The sequence below is a fragment of the Streptomyces venezuelae genome, from assembly GCF_008642335.1.
GTDB lineage: Bacteria > Actinomycetota > Actinomycetes > Streptomycetales > Streptomycetaceae > Streptomyces > Streptomyces venezuelae_F.
In genome coordinates this window covers 4,170,442-4,185,299 of sequence record NZ_CP029191.1, presented here as the reverse complement: position 1 = coordinate 4,185,299, position 14,858 = coordinate 4,170,442, and the positions used below count along the sequence as shown (strand labels likewise).

The 14,858-nt window shown below is 72.5% G+C and carries 14 protein-coding genes; 8 read left to right on the top strand and 6 right to left on the bottom strand.

Translation table 11 applies throughout. The features are described 5' to 3' along the window. Positions 1 to 19: 19 nt before the first annotated feature. From DEJ49_RS18865 to DEJ49_RS18855, 3 genes are all read left to right on the top strand, one after another. Complete coding sequence (locus DEJ49_RS18865; RefSeq protein ID WP_150185203.1) at positions 20 to 877, top strand: GAF and ANTAR domain-containing protein; 858 nt, start codon at positions 20 to 22, stop codon at positions 875 to 877. A 19-nt stretch (positions 878 to 896) separates the two neighbouring features. After that, a complete protein-coding gene (locus DEJ49_RS18860) occupies positions 897 to 1,709 on the top strand; it encodes a GAF and ANTAR domain-containing protein (RefSeq protein WP_150185202.1) in 813 nt (270 codons plus the stop codon). Positions 1,710 to 1,823: 114 nt separating this feature from the next. Beyond that, on the top strand, positions 1,824 to 2,504 hold the full coding sequence (locus DEJ49_RS18855) for a DUF4232 domain-containing protein (RefSeq protein WP_150185201.1): 681 nt from the start codon (positions 1,824 to 1,826) through the stop codon (positions 2,502 to 2,504). Positions 2,505 to 2,560: 56 nt separating this feature from the next. On the opposite strand, the gene DEJ49_RS18850 is transcribed toward DEJ49_RS18855, so the two are convergent. The 4 genes from DEJ49_RS18850 to DEJ49_RS35990 all read right to left on the bottom strand — a co-directional run bounded on the left by DEJ49_RS18850 (position 2,561) and on the right by DEJ49_RS35990 (position 6,470). Further along, positions 2,561 to 3,802: a cytochrome P450 gene (locus DEJ49_RS18850; protein ID WP_150185200.1), complete on the bottom strand. Its 1,242-nt coding sequence runs from the start codon at positions 3,800 to 3,802 to the stop codon at positions 2,561 to 2,563. 48 nt (positions 3,803 to 3,850) lie between these two features. Further along, a complete protein-coding gene (locus tag DEJ49_RS18845; RefSeq protein ID WP_190329386.1) occupies positions 3,851 to 4,564 on the bottom strand; it encodes a tRNA-dependent cyclodipeptide synthase in 714 nt (237 codons plus the stop codon). A gap of 257 nt (positions 4,565 to 4,821) precedes the next feature. Further along, positions 4,822 to 6,075, bottom strand: coding sequence for an MFS transporter (locus DEJ49_RS18840; RefSeq protein WP_150185198.1), 1,254 nt, complete (start codon positions 6,073 to 6,075; stop codon positions 4,822 to 4,824). Positions 6,076 to 6,146: 71 nt separating this feature from the next. Continuing rightward, positions 6,147 to 6,470 (bottom strand): SDR family NAD(P)-dependent oxidoreductase, encoded by a 324-nt coding sequence (locus DEJ49_RS35990; RefSeq protein ID WP_190329385.1) that lies wholly within the window; start codon positions 6,468 to 6,470, stop codon positions 6,147 to 6,149. Between the two features lie 217 nt (positions 6,471 to 6,687). Here DEJ49_RS35990 and DEJ49_RS18830 point away from each other — a divergent pair, with 217 nt between their 5' ends. From DEJ49_RS18830 to DEJ49_RS18815, 4 genes are all read left to right on the top strand, one after another. Beyond that, positions 6,688 to 10,371: an AfsR/SARP family transcriptional regulator gene (locus DEJ49_RS18830; protein WP_150185196.1), complete on the top strand. Its 3,684-nt coding sequence runs from the start codon at positions 6,688 to 6,690 to the stop codon at positions 10,369 to 10,371. A 174-nt stretch (positions 10,372 to 10,545) separates the two neighbouring features. Beyond that, the gene (locus tag DEJ49_RS18825) at positions 10,546 to 10,911 is read left to right on the top strand and encodes a PH domain-containing protein (RefSeq protein WP_150185195.1); all 366 of its coding nucleotides are present in this window, start codon (positions 10,546 to 10,548) and stop codon (positions 10,909 to 10,911) included. Between the two features lie 209 nt (positions 10,912 to 11,120). Further along, complete coding sequence (locus tag DEJ49_RS18820; RefSeq protein ID WP_223832891.1) at positions 11,121 to 12,221, top strand: abortive phage infection protein; 1,101 nt, start codon at positions 11,121 to 11,123, stop codon at positions 12,219 to 12,221. Between the two features lie 94 nt (positions 12,222 to 12,315). After that, positions 12,316 to 13,257 (top strand): SGNH/GDSL hydrolase family protein, encoded by a 942-nt coding sequence (locus DEJ49_RS18815; protein WP_190329384.1) that lies wholly within the window; start codon positions 12,316 to 12,318, stop codon positions 13,255 to 13,257. On the opposite strand, the gene DEJ49_RS18810 is transcribed toward DEJ49_RS18815, so the two are convergent. Together DEJ49_RS18810 and DEJ49_RS18805 are read right to left on the bottom strand one after the other, a co-directional pair. Further along, positions 13,226 to 13,450 (bottom strand): DUF397 domain-containing protein, encoded by a 225-nt coding sequence (locus DEJ49_RS18810; RefSeq protein ID WP_150185194.1) that lies wholly within the window; start codon positions 13,448 to 13,450, stop codon positions 13,226 to 13,228. The two genes, DEJ49_RS18815 and DEJ49_RS18810, sit on opposite strands and share 32 nt — an antisense overlap. Beyond that, on the bottom strand, positions 13,410 to 14,261 hold the full coding sequence (locus tag DEJ49_RS18805; RefSeq protein WP_150185193.1) for a helix-turn-helix domain-containing protein: 852 nt from the start codon (positions 14,259 to 14,261) through the stop codon (positions 13,410 to 13,412). Before DEJ49_RS18805 ends, DEJ49_RS18810 begins: the two co-directional genes overlap by 41 nt. A gap of 151 nt (positions 14,262 to 14,412) precedes the next feature. On the opposite strand from DEJ49_RS18805, the gene DEJ49_RS18800 reads away from it, so the two are divergent. Beyond that, complete coding sequence (locus DEJ49_RS18800) at positions 14,413 to 14,856, top strand: hypothetical protein (RefSeq protein WP_150185192.1); 444 nt, start codon at positions 14,413 to 14,415, stop codon at positions 14,854 to 14,856. Positions 14,857 to 14,858 lie beyond the last annotated feature (2 nt).

Sequence of the window (14,858 nt, the reverse complement as noted above, 5' to 3'; positions counted from 1 at the left end):
GCGGGCGTACGCTTCGGACATGGAGCCGCACGGGTACGAGGAAGCCCTCGATGTGGCCGCGACCGCACGAGGACGTGCCGCCCGTGCGCTCGAGCGGGCGGCACGTGCCGCGGCCGCGGCGGAGCGGCACGAACGGCTCGTGGTGTCCGATCCCGACAGCGCCGCATTCCACGCGCAGGTCGCCGAGACACACCGGCGGACGGCCGCCTGCCACCGCTCGTCCGCCGCCCTGCACGCCTCCTTCGCCGACCGCACCTCGGCGTGGGTCCGGGGCAGAGGGAGCCGGCCCCGGTTCATGACCGCGGTCGCGGACGCGCTGGGCACGGACAGCGCCGCGATCACCCTGGTCGACTCCGCACAGAACCAGCTGGCCGTCGCCGTCTCGGACGAACCCGCTCTGACCGCCCAGGACTTGGAGTTCGTCCTCGGCGAGGGCCCGTGCCGCGACGCGGCGTCCGGGCGTTGTCCCGTCCATTCGGTGGGCGAGGAGATCGAGCGACGCTGGCCCGGGTACGGTCCGGCCCTCACCTCCATGGGGATCACGTCGGTGCTCGCCGTCCCCCTGGAGACGCAGGCCGCCTGCTTCGGCGCCCTCGCGGTGTTCGACCCGCGCGCGGGGCTCCTGGGGTCCACACACCTCGCCGAGGTCACGGCCGCCCTCACGCGCATCGTGCTGCTCGGACCCGACGCCGACCCGGAACTGTACGGCGGCACGGACCACAGGGAGACCGTCCAGCAGGCGGCGGGCGTCCTTTCCGTGCGGGTCGGCTGCGGTGTCGGCGACGCTCTGGCACTGATCAAGGCCCGGGCATTCGCCGAAGAGACGACGACCGAGGCCATCGCCCGGCGGATCCTGAACGGAGATCCGTATCTCTGAATCCATGAGGAGCTCGGCAATGACGCCCCAACAGCAGCTGGCCGATGTGTTCGTGGCCCTGGCCGGCAGCGCGACGGAAGGCTCGCCGGACGTATCCGAAACCCTTGCGATTCTGGCGGAGCGCAGCCCGCGCCTCCTCGGTGTGCGCGCCGCGTCCGTGGTGTACACGCCGGGCGGGCGCGAGGAGGCGCGGGCGAGTGGTTCCGATCCCGGCATGACGCGCCTGGAGCGTGAGGCGCTCGCCCGGCGCGAGGGCCCGGCCCACGGCCCGCACCGCGCCGACGCGCACCTCGCGGCGCCGCTGTTCCTCGACACCGCCCCGGTATGGCATCGCTGGCCCCACTACGTCCCGCGGGTCCTGGCGCTCGGCCACACCCACGTCGTCGCCCTCCCCCTCCAGGTGCCGGACCGCACGCTCGGGGCGCTCGTCCTTTTCTCCGATCAGGCGGACGTCCCCTCGGCCGACGCACGGGCGCTGGGCCGGTCCCTCGCGGACTTCACCGCCGTCACGCTGCACCGCGCGCAGGAGGCCGAGCAGGGCAGGACGCTCACCGGCCAGCTGGAGCGGGCCCTGACCAGCCGCGTGATCATCGAACAGGCGAAGGGCGTGCTCGCGACGCGCAGGTCGCTGACGATGGACGACGCGTTCGACGCGCTGCGGTCGCACGCGCGGTCCCGGCGGCGGCTGCTGAACGACGTGGCGCGCGAGGTGGTCGACGGGCAGGCGGACCCGTCGTTGACCGACCCCGACGATCCCACCGATCCCACTGGTCCCTCCGCCCCCACCGATCCCTCCGCCGAGACGTCGCAGGAGCACGACAGCGGGACGTGAGCGGTACGGCAGCGGAACGTGAGCGGTGCCCGTCAGAGTTGTGTCTGTCAGCAAGCCTGCAGGTCAGGCCCTGATTCCCAGCAGCTCAGACCATTCACTTCCGGGGGAATTCCCATGCGTACGTTCCGCAGCCGCTCCACCGTTCTCGGCCGCTCCACCGCTCTCGCCGCCACCGGCGCCGCCGTGCTCGCCCTCTCCCTGACCGCCTGCGGCAGCGGCTCCGACACGAAGGCCGCGGAGCCCGCGGGGGCGACGGTGGCGGCGACCGGCACCAAGTCCGAGACCACGGTCTCCGTCGGCGCGTCCCACGACGTCAAGGCCGCGGGCGCCACGGTGGCCGCCAAGCCGGGCGGAAAGCGGACCGTCACGGCCGCCACGCCCGTCTGCACCACCAAGGACGTCTCCATCAGCGCCGCGCGCCACGGCGGCCCGCCCTACACCCACATCGTCCTGACCGCGAAGAACACGTCGGGCCACAGCTGCAAGATGACCGGCTTCCCGGAGATCCAGTTCCTGGAGAGCCACAAGCAGGACGTGCCGGCCGTCGCCAAGAGCAAGCCCGCGTCCCCGGTCGTCCTGAAGGCGGGCGCTCCCGCGTACGCGATGGTCAAGATCTCCGACGGCGGCGTCGACGAGACCAACGAGCCCGTCTCGGCCTTCCAGGTGACGCTCCAGGGCGGCGGCGGCATGGCCGCGGTCCGGGCTCCGGGCAGCGGCGGCATCGCCGTCGACCCGGCGAAGGCGCTCACCGGCTACTGGACGTACGAGCTGCGCAACGGCGCGGACGACTTCTAGGAGCGGTCAGTGGGCGGCGGCGCGGGTGGTCGCCCAGAGGTAGCCTTCCGGTGTCATCACCACAGGACTGGCAGCCTTTCCGGGACGCGCTTGATGTTGCCCGTACGCCAGACCAGTTGGTCGGCGGGGAGTGCGAGCCTCAGCCGCGGGAGCCGTTCGACGAGAACGGCGAGTGCCTCCGCCGCATGGACCCGGGAGATCGTCGAGGCGGGGCAGAAGTGGGCACCCGCGCCGAACGACAGATGGTTGTTGGGCGAGCGGTCGAGGTCGAACCGTTCGGGGTCGGGGAACTGCTCGGGGTCGTGGTTCGCGCCCTCCACGCAGACCAGGACCAGTTCGCCCGCGCGCACCAGGACCTCGCCGACCCGCACATCCGCCCGCGCGATCCGGGGCAGACCGTCGCCGATCGACAGGGTGCTGCGCATCAGCTCCTCGACCGCGCGGGGCATGACCTCGGGCTCCTCGCGCAGGCGGTCCATCGCCTCCGGGTGCCGGACGAGGGTCAGCACGGCGTGCAGCAGGAACACGTAGGTGCTCATGGCACCGGCGCCGAAGAGGGACGTGACCGTGGCGGCGAGCATCTCGTCGGTGAGGTCGCCGCCGTCCCGCTCCGGGTCGTCGCGCAGTTCGCAGAGGCGCCGGATGAGGCCGCGCCGGCCGGCGCGGTCGGCGCGCACGAGTCGGAGAACGAAGGCGTAGTCCTTGTCCCAGTTGGCGGTGCACTCTTCGTAGGCGACGGGGCTGGTGACGAAGCCGAGGTCCAGGCCGTCCATGAGCCGCAGCCCGTCCTGGTACGGCAGGCCGAGCACCTTGCACACCAGGGCGGCGGAGTACGGTTCGGCGAACCGCGCCCGCAGGTCGAGCGGCCCGCCCTCCTCGACCATGGCGTCGACCAGTTCGTGGGCCCGCGCGGACAGCCACTCCGCCGTCGCGGGGCCCGAGCGGGGCCCGAAGGCGCGCATCACCTCCTGGTGGAGCCCCGCGCTGTTGACGTTGCCCATGGTGGCGACGGCCTCGGGAGGGATCGTCAGGGCGTACTGGCGCGGGACGTCGGGGGCCGCCGTGTCGTGCAGGCTGAAGCGTTCGTCCTCCAGGACCTGTTGGGCCAGCGCGTAACTGGTGACCAGCCACGCGTCGTCGCCCGTGAGGGTCCGGATCCGAGCGATGGGGCTCTCCTCGCGCAGCCGGGCGCATTCGGGGGGCACGATGTCGCCGCGCCGGGACAGGGGCCATACGACGTCGGCGTACGGGGGCGGGTCGGAGGTGGAGCTGGAGGTGCGGGTCAGCCGTGCGGTCATGAGGCTCTGCCTTTCTTCCGCGGTACGGGCGGTCAGTGAGACGGGCGGTCAGTCGCGGCATTGGACGATGGCGTAGCCCTGGTTGTCGGCCGGCCGCAGTCCCCGCGGGCGGTCGCCGCCGAACAGCAGGTGTCCCAGGGGAAGGACGGAGTGGTAACAGTGGACGGACGAGGCGACGCCGAGAATGCGGGGCGTGTCGATGAAGAACGGCAACTCGGCCTCCACATAGGCCAGTGCCGCCCGCACCTGGGCGGGTTCGGGCATGCCGTGCGGTCCGAGCCGACTGCTGAGGAACTGGTACGCCGTGGTGTCCTGGGCAGCCCGCAGCCCCACGTCAGTCCGTAACGCCGTCCGTGTCCGTGCCCGCACTTCCTGGTAACCGGGCTCGGCGAGGAATCCCGACAGGGGCCGGGCCCGCACTTTCTCCGCCGCCGTGCCGATGTCGTCGCAGGCACCGCTGATACGGCGCCGCATGCCGCGCAGTTGCTTGGCCACGCTTCTGCGCGCGGCGGGGGGCTCATAGCCGAAGGCTTCGAGCATGGCTTCCAGCGCGACATCCGCGTACACGACATCGACTGCGGCGAAACGCTCCGTCGCCCACGCCATTGCGTCGGCCAGGCGGCGACGACTGAAGTAACTATTGCCCGTACTCACCCCGAACAAAGCGTGATTGCCGTCGCGAATCACACCTTCACTGTTCGGCCCGAGAGCCGAGAATCGCACGCGGTCATCGGTTATGGTCTGAGGTTCGCTGTAGCCCATCTGCGGCTCCTCGCATGCCGATACGTGACGAAACACGCTCGACACCAAGGTCCCACACGGTGGCATGCAGGAGACCGTAAACCGCTCGAAAGTACTGCCGTGGGGTAATTGCTACCGGAATTGCACGCCCTTTTCACTCGGCCCGCATCCCGGGCGCACGCCCCGCGCGAAAAGCGGTCGGAAAGGCGCCGGGGTAAGGCTTTGGAGAATTGGGAAAACTAACGTTGGAGTCACATCTGGAAAAACGAATCTCCCGCTCACCGCCCACCGCCGCCGCCCCGCACCGGGAAGCCGTGTCGACGGGCCGCGGCCACCGCCAGCAGCACCGGCACCAGGAGCAGCAGGATCGTCCACGGGAAGGACGACGTGCCGGCCAGGCCGAGCAGGACGCCGCCGAAGACTCCGCCGCCCGCCATGGCGACGTTCCACAGGGTGACCAGCATGGCCTGGGCCGCGTCCGCCGCGCCCGCCTTGTCCGCCGCGTCGCCCGCCGCGGTCTGGAGGAGCGTGGGAGCGCCGCCCCAGCCGAGGCCCCACAGCGTCACGGCGACGTACACGAGCGCCGGACTGTCGGAGAACGCGGCCAGTACCGCCGCCGCCACGCCGACCAGGAGCACGCTCGCGAGCGTCAGCGCGCGCAGCCTGCGATGGATCAGCGCGCCCACGATCCAGATGCTCACCAGGGACGCCGCGCCGAAGACGAGAAGGACGAGGTCGGTCGAGCCGCCCATGCCGAGTTCGTCGAGGAACGTGGCGATGTACGTGTAGAGGACGGTGTGGGCCAGCACGAAGACGAGGGTGACGAAGAGGACCGGCGTCACACCCGGTACGCGCAGAGCGTGCAGCGTGTGCGGCGCCGTGGCCCCCGCGCCGCCGGACTCCTGCCCGGGGTGGTCGGGGACGAGCGCGGCGATCCAGGCCAGCAGGCCCACGGTGAGCCCGGTCATGGCCAGGAACGCGACCTGCCAGCTGACCACCTCGCCGAGGAACGTCCCCGCGGGCACGCCCAGCGACAGCGCGACCGGGATGCCCGCCATGGCGATGGCGATCGCCTTGCCCTGGAGGTGGGCGGGCGCCATGCGGCGGGCATAGCCGGCGAGCAGCGCCCAGGCGAGTCCGGCGGCGACACCGGCGACGAAACGGGCCGCCATCGTGAGGAGGTAGGCCTCCGAGACCGCGGTCACGGTGTTGGCGGCGGCGAAGCCGGCCATCGCCGTGAGGAGCAGCCGCTTGCGGCGCCAGCCCGCGGTGGCGGCGGTCAGGGGTATCGCGGTGAGGGCGGTGCCGATGGCGTAGACGGTGACGGTCTGGCCGGTCGCCGACTCGCTGACGCCGAGGTCGGCGCTCATCGCGGGCAGCAGGCCCGCGGGGAGGGTCTCGGTCAGGCTGGTGATGAAGACGGCGGTGGCGAGGGCGAGTAGGGCGGGGAGGGGGAGTTTGGGGGGTGGGGTGGGGGAGGTTTCCTTCGAGGGGCGTCGGCGGTTTGTGGGCTTTGTGGGCTTTGTGGGCATCGCGGGTGTCCTATCGGTGTGTTGCGGGGTCGCGGGGGTGCGGAGGTCTGCGGGGAGCCGGGGATTGCGGCTTACGGGGCGGGGGCGGGAGCGGGGCCGGTGCCCCTGGAGCCGGGCGGGGCATCGTGGCCGCTCGTGACGACGAGCAGGTCGACGCGGCCGAGCCGCGCCTTGACCACGGGGACCAGCGCCTCGACGGCCGCGACGTCGGCGGGGTCGCAGCGGATGACGTGGGCGCAGGAGCCGACCTCGACGGCGGCCTCGTCGAGGTCCGCGTCGGGGCCGCCGGTCACCAGGACCTCGGCGCCGCCCTCGACGAGCAGCTTGGCGACGGTGAGGCCGAACCCGTTCGCCCCGCCCAGGACCACGGCTTTCCTGCCTGCGTACTTGGGCATCGGCTCGGTCCCGTCTTCCGGCTGTCCGGTTGGTTGCTGCTGACGGGGACGACTGTGCTCGCGGGCGCTTCGGGACGGCTGACGGTTCACTGACGGTTCGTTGCGGGCCCGTTGCGGGCCCGCTGCCGGTCCGCTGCCGGTCCGCTGCCGGTCCGCGACCAATCCGCTGCCGGTCCACCCGGGAGGGCCGGTGGACACGCTGTGTACGGTGATCCGCATGCGGTTCGGGGTGCTGGGTCCACTGGCGGTGTGGGACGGCGAGGGGGAGCCGGTCAAGGTTCCCGAGGCGAAGGTCAGGGCTCTCCTCGCCGACCTTCTGGTGCACGAGGGGCGGCCGGTCTCCGCGGACCGGCTCATCGACGACCTCTGGGGCGACGCGCCGCCCGGCAACCCCGCCAACGCCCTCCAGGCCAAGGTGTCCCAGCTGCGCCGCGTCCTCGGCCGGGACCGCGTGGTGCACCAGCCGCCCGGTTACCGTCTGCGGCTCGACGCGGCGGCGGGCGACGAGGTGGACGCGGACCGGTTCCGCGCCCTGGTCGAGGAGGCGCGGCGGGCACAGGACCCGCGGGCGCGGGCGGACGCGCTGGGGGAGGCGCTCGCGTGGTGGCGGGGGCCTGCCTACGCCGATCTGGCCGACGCGGAGTTCGTACGCGCGTCAGTGGACCGGCTCGCGGAGCAGCGCCTCGCCGTGCTGGAGGAGCGGGCGGAGGCGCGGCTCGCGGCGGGCGACCATACGTTGCTCACGGGTGAGTTGGCGGACCTGGTGGCCCGACACCCGCTGAGGGAGCGGTTGCGGGCGGTGCAGATGCGGGCGCTGTATCTGGCGGGGCGGCAGAGCGAGGCGCTCGCGTCGTACGCGGGGCTGCGGCAGCGGTTGGCGGCGGAGCTTGGCGTCGACCCGGGGCCGGAGCTGACGTCCCTCCACGAGGCGATCCTCCGCCAGGACCCGGCGCTGACCCGCCGCCCGACGGAGCCGGGTGTCGACCCGGGCATGGCGGAGCCGGATATCGACCCGGGCATGGCGGAGCCGGGTATCGCCCCGGGCGTGGCGGAGCCGGGTACCGCCCCCGGCGTGGGCCCGGCCCCGGCCCGGAGCGCCGGTCCAGCTGCGGGCCGAGAGGGTGCGCACCTCCCCCTCCACCTCCCCCTCCCCCTCACCGCCCTCATAGGCCGCGACCGGGCCGTGGCGGACGTCGGTGAACTGCTCGCCTCCGCACGGCTCGTGACGCTCACCGGTCCCGGTGGCGTCGGCAAGACCCGCCTGGCGCTGGAAGCGGCGGCGTCCGTGGCGGCCGCGCCCGCGACCCCCGTGGACGTCCGGCTCGTGGAGCTCGCCTCGCTGCGCGGCGACAGCACCCTCGCCGACCTCGCCGTCTCCGTCTCGGCCGCCCTCGGCCTCCGCGACGACACGCCCCCCGGAGCCCCCGCCGCGGCCGCCCCCGCCACCCCGCTCGACCGCCTGACCGCCGCCCTCCGCGACCGCCGCACGCTCCTCGTCCTCGACAACTGCGAGCAGGTCGTCGACGAGGCCGCCGCACTCGCGGACACGCTGCTGCGTGCCGCGCCGGGCCTCCGCATCCTGGCCACGAGCCAGGAACCGCTGGGCCTGACCGGCGAGACCGTCTTCCTCGTGGAGCCGCTCCCCGCCGCGGACGCGGTCCAGCTCTTCGCCGCCCGTGCCGCGGCGGCGGCCCCCGGTTTCTCCCTGCTCCCCGGCGGGGACGACGAGGCGGCCGTCGCGGAGATCTGCCGCCGTCTCGACGGCATCCCGCTCGCGCTCGAACTCGCCGCGACGCGCGTACGGGCCTTGGGCGTACGGGAGTTGGCGGACCGGCTGAACGACCGGTTCCGCCTCCTCACCTCCGGGCGGCGCGGCGCCCCCGCCCGCCAGCAGACGCTGCGCGCGATGATCGACTGGAGCTGGGAGCTGCTCACCGCGCCCGAGCGCATCGTGCTGCGCCGCCTCGCCGTGCACCGCGACGGCTGCACGCTGGACGCGGCGGAGGCGGTCTGCGCGGGTGACGGGGTGACCCGCGACGAGGTCCTCGACCTGGTGACGCGCCTCGTCGACCGTTCCCTGGTCGTCATGGCCCCCGGCCCCGCGGGGACGGCGCCGCGTTACCGGCTCCTGGAGTCCGTGTCGGCGTACGCGATGGAGCGGCTGGAGGCGATGGAGGACCTCGCGGGCGTACGGGAACGGCACCTCCGCCACTACCTGGCCCTCGCCGAACACGCCGAGCCCCGCCTGCGCGACGGCGCCCAACGGCGCTGGCTGTCCCGCCTGGACGCGGAGGCGGCGAACCTGCGGGCGGCGCTGGACGAGGCGGTACGGGGCCCTGCGGGGGGCGAGGCGGTCCGGCACCCCAGCCGGGACGAGACGGAACAGCACCCCTGCCGGGACGAGGCGGATGGGCACCCCTCCCGAGGCGAGACGGAACGGCACCCCACGCGGGGCCAGGCGGATGGGCACCCCTGCCGGGACGAGGCGGATGGGTACCCGTCACGGGACGAAGCGGTACGGCTTGCCGCTGCGCTCACGTGGTGGTGGCTGCTGCGGGGGCGCCTCACGGAGGCACGGCGTGCGCTGACGACGACGCTCAGCAACGCATGCGGTGTCGCGAGCGGTGACCCGCTCGGCAGCGCGGCCGGGGCCACCCCCGGCAACACATCCACCGCGGCACCCGGCGACGGACTCGCCACCCCGCCCGGCGTCGCGAGCGGTGACCCGCTCGGCAGCGCGGCCGACGCCACCTCCGCCGACACACCCGCCACCGTCCCCGGCAACGCGCCCTCCGCGTCGCCCGGCATCGGCGAACTGACCCGCCTGCTCACGGTGTTCCGGCTTCTGACCGGCGACCTGCCCCCCGCCCCCGCACACCGCACCACCCCACCCACCACCGCCACTGCCACCGCTACGGCCACAGCCACCGCCACGACCCCCCGCACCCTCTGGCTCCACGCCTACGCCGTCTTCAGCGCGGGCGACCCCTCCGCCAGCGAGGAGGTCAACGCGCGGGCCCTCGCCCTCGCCACCCGTACCGGCGACCAGTGGACCACCGCCGCCGCGCTCGCCCTGCGTGCCATGCACGCGCTGATCCGTGGCGACCTCGACACCATTGCCCGCGACGGGGGACGCGCCGCTGCCCTCTTCGCCGGGCTCGGCGACCGCTGGGGCGAGCTGCAGACCGTCGCGCCGCTCGCCGCGCTCGCCGAGATCAAGGGCGACTACGCGGAGGCCGCGCGCCGCCAGGAGGAGGGGCTCGTCATCGCGCGCGAGCTGGGCCTCCAGGCGGAGGTCGCCGCCCGCCTCTCCGGCCTCGGCCGGCTCGCCCTGCTCACGCACGACTGGGACCGCGCCCACGACCTGCACACCCAGGCCCACGATCTCGCCTCCGCCCACGGCTACCGCTACGGCCAGATCCACGCCGAGATGGGCCTCGCTCTCGGCGCCCGCCGCTCCGGCGACCTCGACGCGGCGGAGGCGCACCTGACGCGTATCCGGGACCGGCACGCCGACGTGTCCTCCCCGGCCGGCGACCACCTGCGCCACGCCGAGCTCGGCTTCATCGCGGAGTTGCGCGGCGACGGGCCCGGTGCCGAGGCCCACCACCTCCTCGGCCTCAAGACCGCCCGCGCCCTCGCCGAGCCACGTGCCGTCGCCCTCTCCCTGGAGGGCCTCGCGGGCGCGGCGGCCGTGTCGGGCGCACCCGTTCGGGCCGCGGAGCTGCTCGGCGCGGCCGACGCGGCCCGCCGCAGCGTGGGCGCCCCGCTGCCGCCGGCCGAACGCGGCGACGTGGACCGGATCGAGGCGGCGGCACGCACCGCGCTCGGCGGGACCGCGTACGCGGAGGCGTTCGCGCGGGGCGCCGCATCGCCACCGGACCGCCTGCCACCCATCTGAGCCCCCGCCACCCGCGACCCGCGACGCGACCCGCGCCACCTCGCCCCACCCCACCCCACTCGACCCGCCCCGCCCCGTCGCACAGATCTTCGACGCTCCCCCACCCACCCCCGTACAGTGGCGAGATCCCGCATCCCACGATGCGGGCCGTGGAACCACCAAGGGGGGCCTGACATGGCACTGTTCGGAAACGCGCACACCGTCGACCCGATGAAGGCGCAGAACGAGTACGCGCGGCTGCTCGGGCACGGCGAGCAGGTGCACGCCGCGTACACGCTGATACGCGACACCATGCTGTTCACGGACCGTCGACTGATCATGGTCGACAAGCAGGGGATCACCGGCAAGAAGGTCGAGTACCACTCGGTCCCGTACCGCAGCATCACGCACTTCGCCGTGGAGACCGCGGGCCACTTCGACCTCGACGCGGAGCTGAAGATCTGGGTCTCCGGCAACCCCGCGCCGATGCAGAAGACGTTCACGAAGGGCGTCGACATCTACGAGGTCCAGGCGATCCTCACGCAGTTCGTGGCCCGCTGACGGTCGCCGAAAGGGTCCGCGCCCGCAGACCTTCGGCGACCACGCATAGACCAAAGTGCGATGAGCGCGATCCGCGCTGATCGGCATGCTCGGGATCACCGGACGGCGGCGGTTGGGGCCGCCGCCGGTTCGGGATCACGGGAGGCGCTGTGCGGGACGACGTCGGTGGGATCGCCGCAATCGGTGGGATCAGTCGGGGGCGGTTTCTGGTGGGGGGCGCGGCCGTCGGGGCCGCGGTCGCCGCCGGGGCGCTGACTGCGGGGGCAGGGAACGCCGCCGCCAGGGCGGGCGAACGGCAAGGACTGCGGTATCGCGGCGTCTGTTACGAGGTGGGGGACGGGGACGGGCCCGCCACCGCGTGGAGCGCGCGGCGCATGCGGCGCGACCTGCGTGCCATCCGCCATGAGCTGCACGCCAACTCCGTCTCCGTGTATGGCACCGGCGTCGACCGCCTCGCCGCGACCGCCTCCGAAGCCGCCGAGCACGGCCTGCACGTCTGGCTCCAGCCCCGCCTCGCCGACGTCCCGGAGCGGGACATCCTCGACCATCTCGCCGAGACCGGCCGGCACGCCGAACGCATGCGGCGGCAAGGGGCCCGCGTGTACCTCAGTGTCGGATGCGAGTTCGTGCTGTTCGTGCCCGGGATCGTGCCGGGTGCCGACGCGCTGGAGCGGGTGCGGAACATCCTCAAGGGCAACTACGACCCCGAGCGGATGGTCCGGGAAGTGCGGCGCTTCGTCGGGCTCGCCGCGAAGACCGGCCGCCGCGTCTTCCGCGGCCCGCTGACGTACGGTGCCGCCCACGACGACGACGTCGACTGGTCCCTCTTCGACCTCGTCAGCGTGAACTACTACGGCTACCACGGCAGCGCGCGCGGCTACGTGAAGGACCTCTCCCCGCACACCCGTTGGGGCAAGCCCGTCGCCATCACCGAGTGCGGCTCCTGCACGTACGAGGGGGCTCCGCAGGACGGGGGCATGGGGTGGTACGAGTCGGTCGACTACTCCGTGGAGCCGCCGGTGATCACGGGTGGGCTCAAGCGCAGCGAACGTACCCAGGCCGCTTACCTCTCCGACGTCTTCGACGTCTTCGAGTCCATGAACCTGCACGCCGCGCTGGTCTACCAGTTCGTCAGCCCCGAACTGCCGCACCGGCCGGACTCGCCCCGCCACGACCTCGACGTCGCGAGCTACGGGCTCGCCAAGGTCCTGCGGAAGCGGCCCGAGGACCCCGATTCCCCCTGGCACTGGGAGCCGAAGGAGTCCTTCCGGGCGCTGGCCCACCGTTTCGCGCGCGCCGAGCGTCGATGACCCGCGCGCGGCTTGGCCTGCGGAGGTCTTCCTTCCCCGTCGCCCGTGTGTTTGCCTAAGGGCCATTTCGGCTGTCTGGGGCGGGAGTTGCCGCATGCGGAAGCGGACCGGGACGCGGAGTCTGTGGGGCGCGGGGGTTCTCACCGGGGTGCTGTTGCTGGGCGCGTGCGGGGACCCCGGCGCCGGGGACGCGGCGCCGGCGGACCTTCCCGAGGCGTCCACGCCCGCGACGCCTCCTGAGCCGTCCGCCACGCCTCGCGAGCGTGCCGCGCGCGACGCCCCGGACAAGTCCTCGCGCGCCCCCAAGGTCCTCTACCTCGGCGACTCCCTCGCCATGGAGAACCAGGTCGTCCTGGGGCAGCAGCTGAAGTCCCGCCTCGGTGCGCGCTACCGGAGCGCGCCCTACTCCGGGACGACCCTCTGCGACTACCTCGACGGCACGGGTGAGGACTCCCTCGTCCCCGACAAGGACAAGGCGGCGGCTCTCGTACGGGCGCAGCGGCCCGACTACGTCGTCCTCCAGTTCTGGGGCAACGCGTGGGGCTACACGCCCTGCATGAAGGGGATCACGTACGACAAGCGGCGGGCGGAGTATCTCGACCGGTACGCGGCGGACGCGCGGCGGTTGGCCGCGCAGATCCGGGGAGCGGGGGGTGGGCGGGCCCGTGTCGTCTGGGTCCTCCAGGGCCCCGACCCGATCACGCCCGACCGCGTCCGCCGCGTCAACGCCATCTACCAGGCGCAGGCCCGCGCCACGGGTGGCCTCGTCGCCGACGCGGGCAGGACGGTGGCTCCGGGCGCGGATCGCTATACGTGGGTGGAGAAGTTGCCGTGCACGGCGTACGAGCGGGCTCACCCGGAGTACTGCACGGAGCCGGGTGCGGGGCTCACGGCTCTCCACCGCGAGAAGGACGATTACCTGCACTTCTGTCTTGCGCCCACCACGGCGAAGTCCCGCCCGTGCCCGGTGCGTTCGCCGGGCATCCGGCGGATGGCCGAGGCGGTTACCTCGCGGGTCGCGTCAGATCTCCGCTAGCTGCGGCGGCGATGAAGTGGGTGAAGGCGGTTCGGGTGACGGTGAAGGTGGGGCCGGTGGGGTTCTTGCTGTCCCGCACGGCTACGGTTTCGTTGCACTGGGCTTGGGCGAGTTCTATGCATTCGCCGCCAGTGTCCGAGCTGTAGGACGACTTACGCCACGCGATGCCCGTCAGCTTCTGGCTTGTCCCCATAACGCTCCTCCATTACGCGGGCGATTAGCGCCGCCGAGGACTCCACGGAGAGCGCGGCGGCTCGCAAATGATCGTAACGGAGTGAACCCTCCTTGAGGGCTTGCGGGTTCGCGGTCATGTGCCCCTGGACGAAGTCCTCCGTATAGACGAGATCCGGGTCGTTCTCGAAGCGGAGCAGGGTGAACGAGCCGGGCAGACCAGCATGTGCCCCAACCGTGAAGGGCAGCACCTGAAGCCTGGCCCACTCCCGCCGCGCGGACAGGTTCGCGAGGTGTGCAAGCTGGTCTCGCATGACAGCGTGACCGCCGATTTCTTGGTGCAGCACTGCCTCACTCAGCACCACCCACATCAGCGGTGCGTTCTCACGCTCAAGGATGCGCTGCCGCTCCATTCGTGCCGCCGTACTGGCATCCAGGTTGTTGTCAGTCCTGGCTCCCAGTACGGCACGTGCGTAGTCCTCGGTCTGCAACAGTCCGTAGACCAACTGCGCCTGGAACGTGGAGATGTAGGTCGCCCGAGCCTCCATCTCCGCGTATGCCTGGAACCACGTCGGCAACTGGCTCCGCAAGACCAGCCCCACCAGGCGCGAGAAGAGCCCATCCGTTCCCAGCGCCGCGTCCACCCGCTCGGAGAAGTCCCTCGTCGGCACCCTCCTCGTCGTCTCGACCTGGCCGATGAGGGACGCCGTGACGAAGACGCAGGAGCCCAGTTGCGACTGGCTGAGGCCCGCCGCCTCGCGCAGGCGGCGCAGCTCCGAGCCGTAGTAGTCGAGGGGGGACGCGCTGGGGTCGAGGTCGCGCAGTTTGACCATGTGCCGAGAGTAACCAGGCCATCACCGTCAGGTGATGGAAATCACGTGACTCGCCCCGTCACCCGTTCGGCCCACACCACTCGCACCGGACCCCGCCCCGCTCGACGCTGAAAGCCCCTACGTGTCCCTACGGAAGAAATGGGGCGGCGCCATGAGCAGCAGTGCCACCGCGCCCAACAAGCCGGACAGCCCCCGTCACGACGAGAGCGGCTCCGCGCTCTGGGCGTCCGGCGGGACGATGTTCGCCGGTGTCCTGATGATGGTGAACGGCATCCTCGGCATCTTCGAGGGGATCGCCGGTATCGCGAAGGACGACGTGTACGAGCGTGTCGGCGACTACGTCTACAAGTTCAACCTCACCGCGTGGGGCTGGATCCACCTGATCCTGGGCATCCTCGTGGCCGTCGTCGGCTGGGGCATCCTCAAGGGTGCGAGCTGGGCCAGGGCGACCGGCGTCGCGCTCGCCGCGCTGGCCATCGTGGCGCAGTTCCTGTGGCTGCCGTACACGCCGGTCTGGGCGCTCATCTCCATCGCGATCGGCGTCTTCGTCATCTGGGCGCTCTGCAATGACCGTTCCGACGTCGCGGGACCGTGAGG

What these genes read in the sequence shown, in the direction of transcription:
- DEJ49_RS18865 (WP_150185203.1), top strand. Translation starts at nt 20, where the DNA reads ATGGAGCCGCACGGGTACGAGGAAGCCCTCGATGTGGCCGCGACCGCA.
- DEJ49_RS18860 (WP_150185202.1), top strand. Translation starts at nt 897, where the DNA reads ATGACGCCCCAACAGCAGCTGGCCGATGTGTTCGTGGCCCTGGCCGGC.
- DEJ49_RS18855 (WP_150185201.1), top strand. Translation starts at nt 1,824, where the DNA reads ATGCGTACGTTCCGCAGCCGCTCCACCGTTCTCGGCCGCTCCACCGCT.
- DEJ49_RS18850 (WP_150185200.1), bottom strand. Translation starts at nt 3,802, where the DNA reads ATGACCGCACGGCTGACCCGCACCTCCAGCTCCACCTCCGACCCGCCC.
- DEJ49_RS18845 (WP_190329386.1), bottom strand. Translation starts at nt 4,564, where the DNA reads ATGGGCTACAGCGAACCTCAGACCATAACCGATGACCGCGTGCGATTC.
- DEJ49_RS18840 (WP_150185198.1), bottom strand. Translation starts at nt 6,075, where the DNA reads ATGCCCACAAAGCCCACAAAGCCCACAAACCGCCGACGCCCCTCGAAG.
- DEJ49_RS35990 (WP_190329385.1), bottom strand. Translation starts at nt 6,470, where the DNA reads ATGCCCAAGTACGCAGGCAGGAAAGCCGTGGTCCTGGGCGGGGCGAAC.
- DEJ49_RS18830 (WP_150185196.1), top strand. Translation starts at nt 6,688, where the DNA reads ATGCGGTTCGGGGTGCTGGGTCCACTGGCGGTGTGGGACGGCGAGGGG.
- DEJ49_RS18825 (WP_150185195.1), top strand. Translation starts at nt 10,546, where the DNA reads ATGGCACTGTTCGGAAACGCGCACACCGTCGACCCGATGAAGGCGCAG.
- DEJ49_RS18815 (WP_190329384.1), top strand. Translation starts at nt 12,316, where the DNA reads ATGCGGAAGCGGACCGGGACGCGGAGTCTGTGGGGCGCGGGGGTTCTC.
- DEJ49_RS18810 (WP_150185194.1), bottom strand. Translation starts at nt 13,450, where the DNA reads ATGGGGACAAGCCAGAAGCTGACGGGCATCGCGTGGCGTAAGTCGTCC.
- DEJ49_RS18805 (WP_150185193.1), bottom strand. Translation starts at nt 14,261, where the DNA reads ATGGTCAAACTGCGCGACCTCGACCCCAGCGCGTCCCCCCTCGACTAC.
- DEJ49_RS18800 (WP_150185192.1), top strand. Translation starts at nt 14,413, where the DNA reads ATGAGCAGCAGTGCCACCGCGCCCAACAAGCCGGACAGCCCCCGTCAC.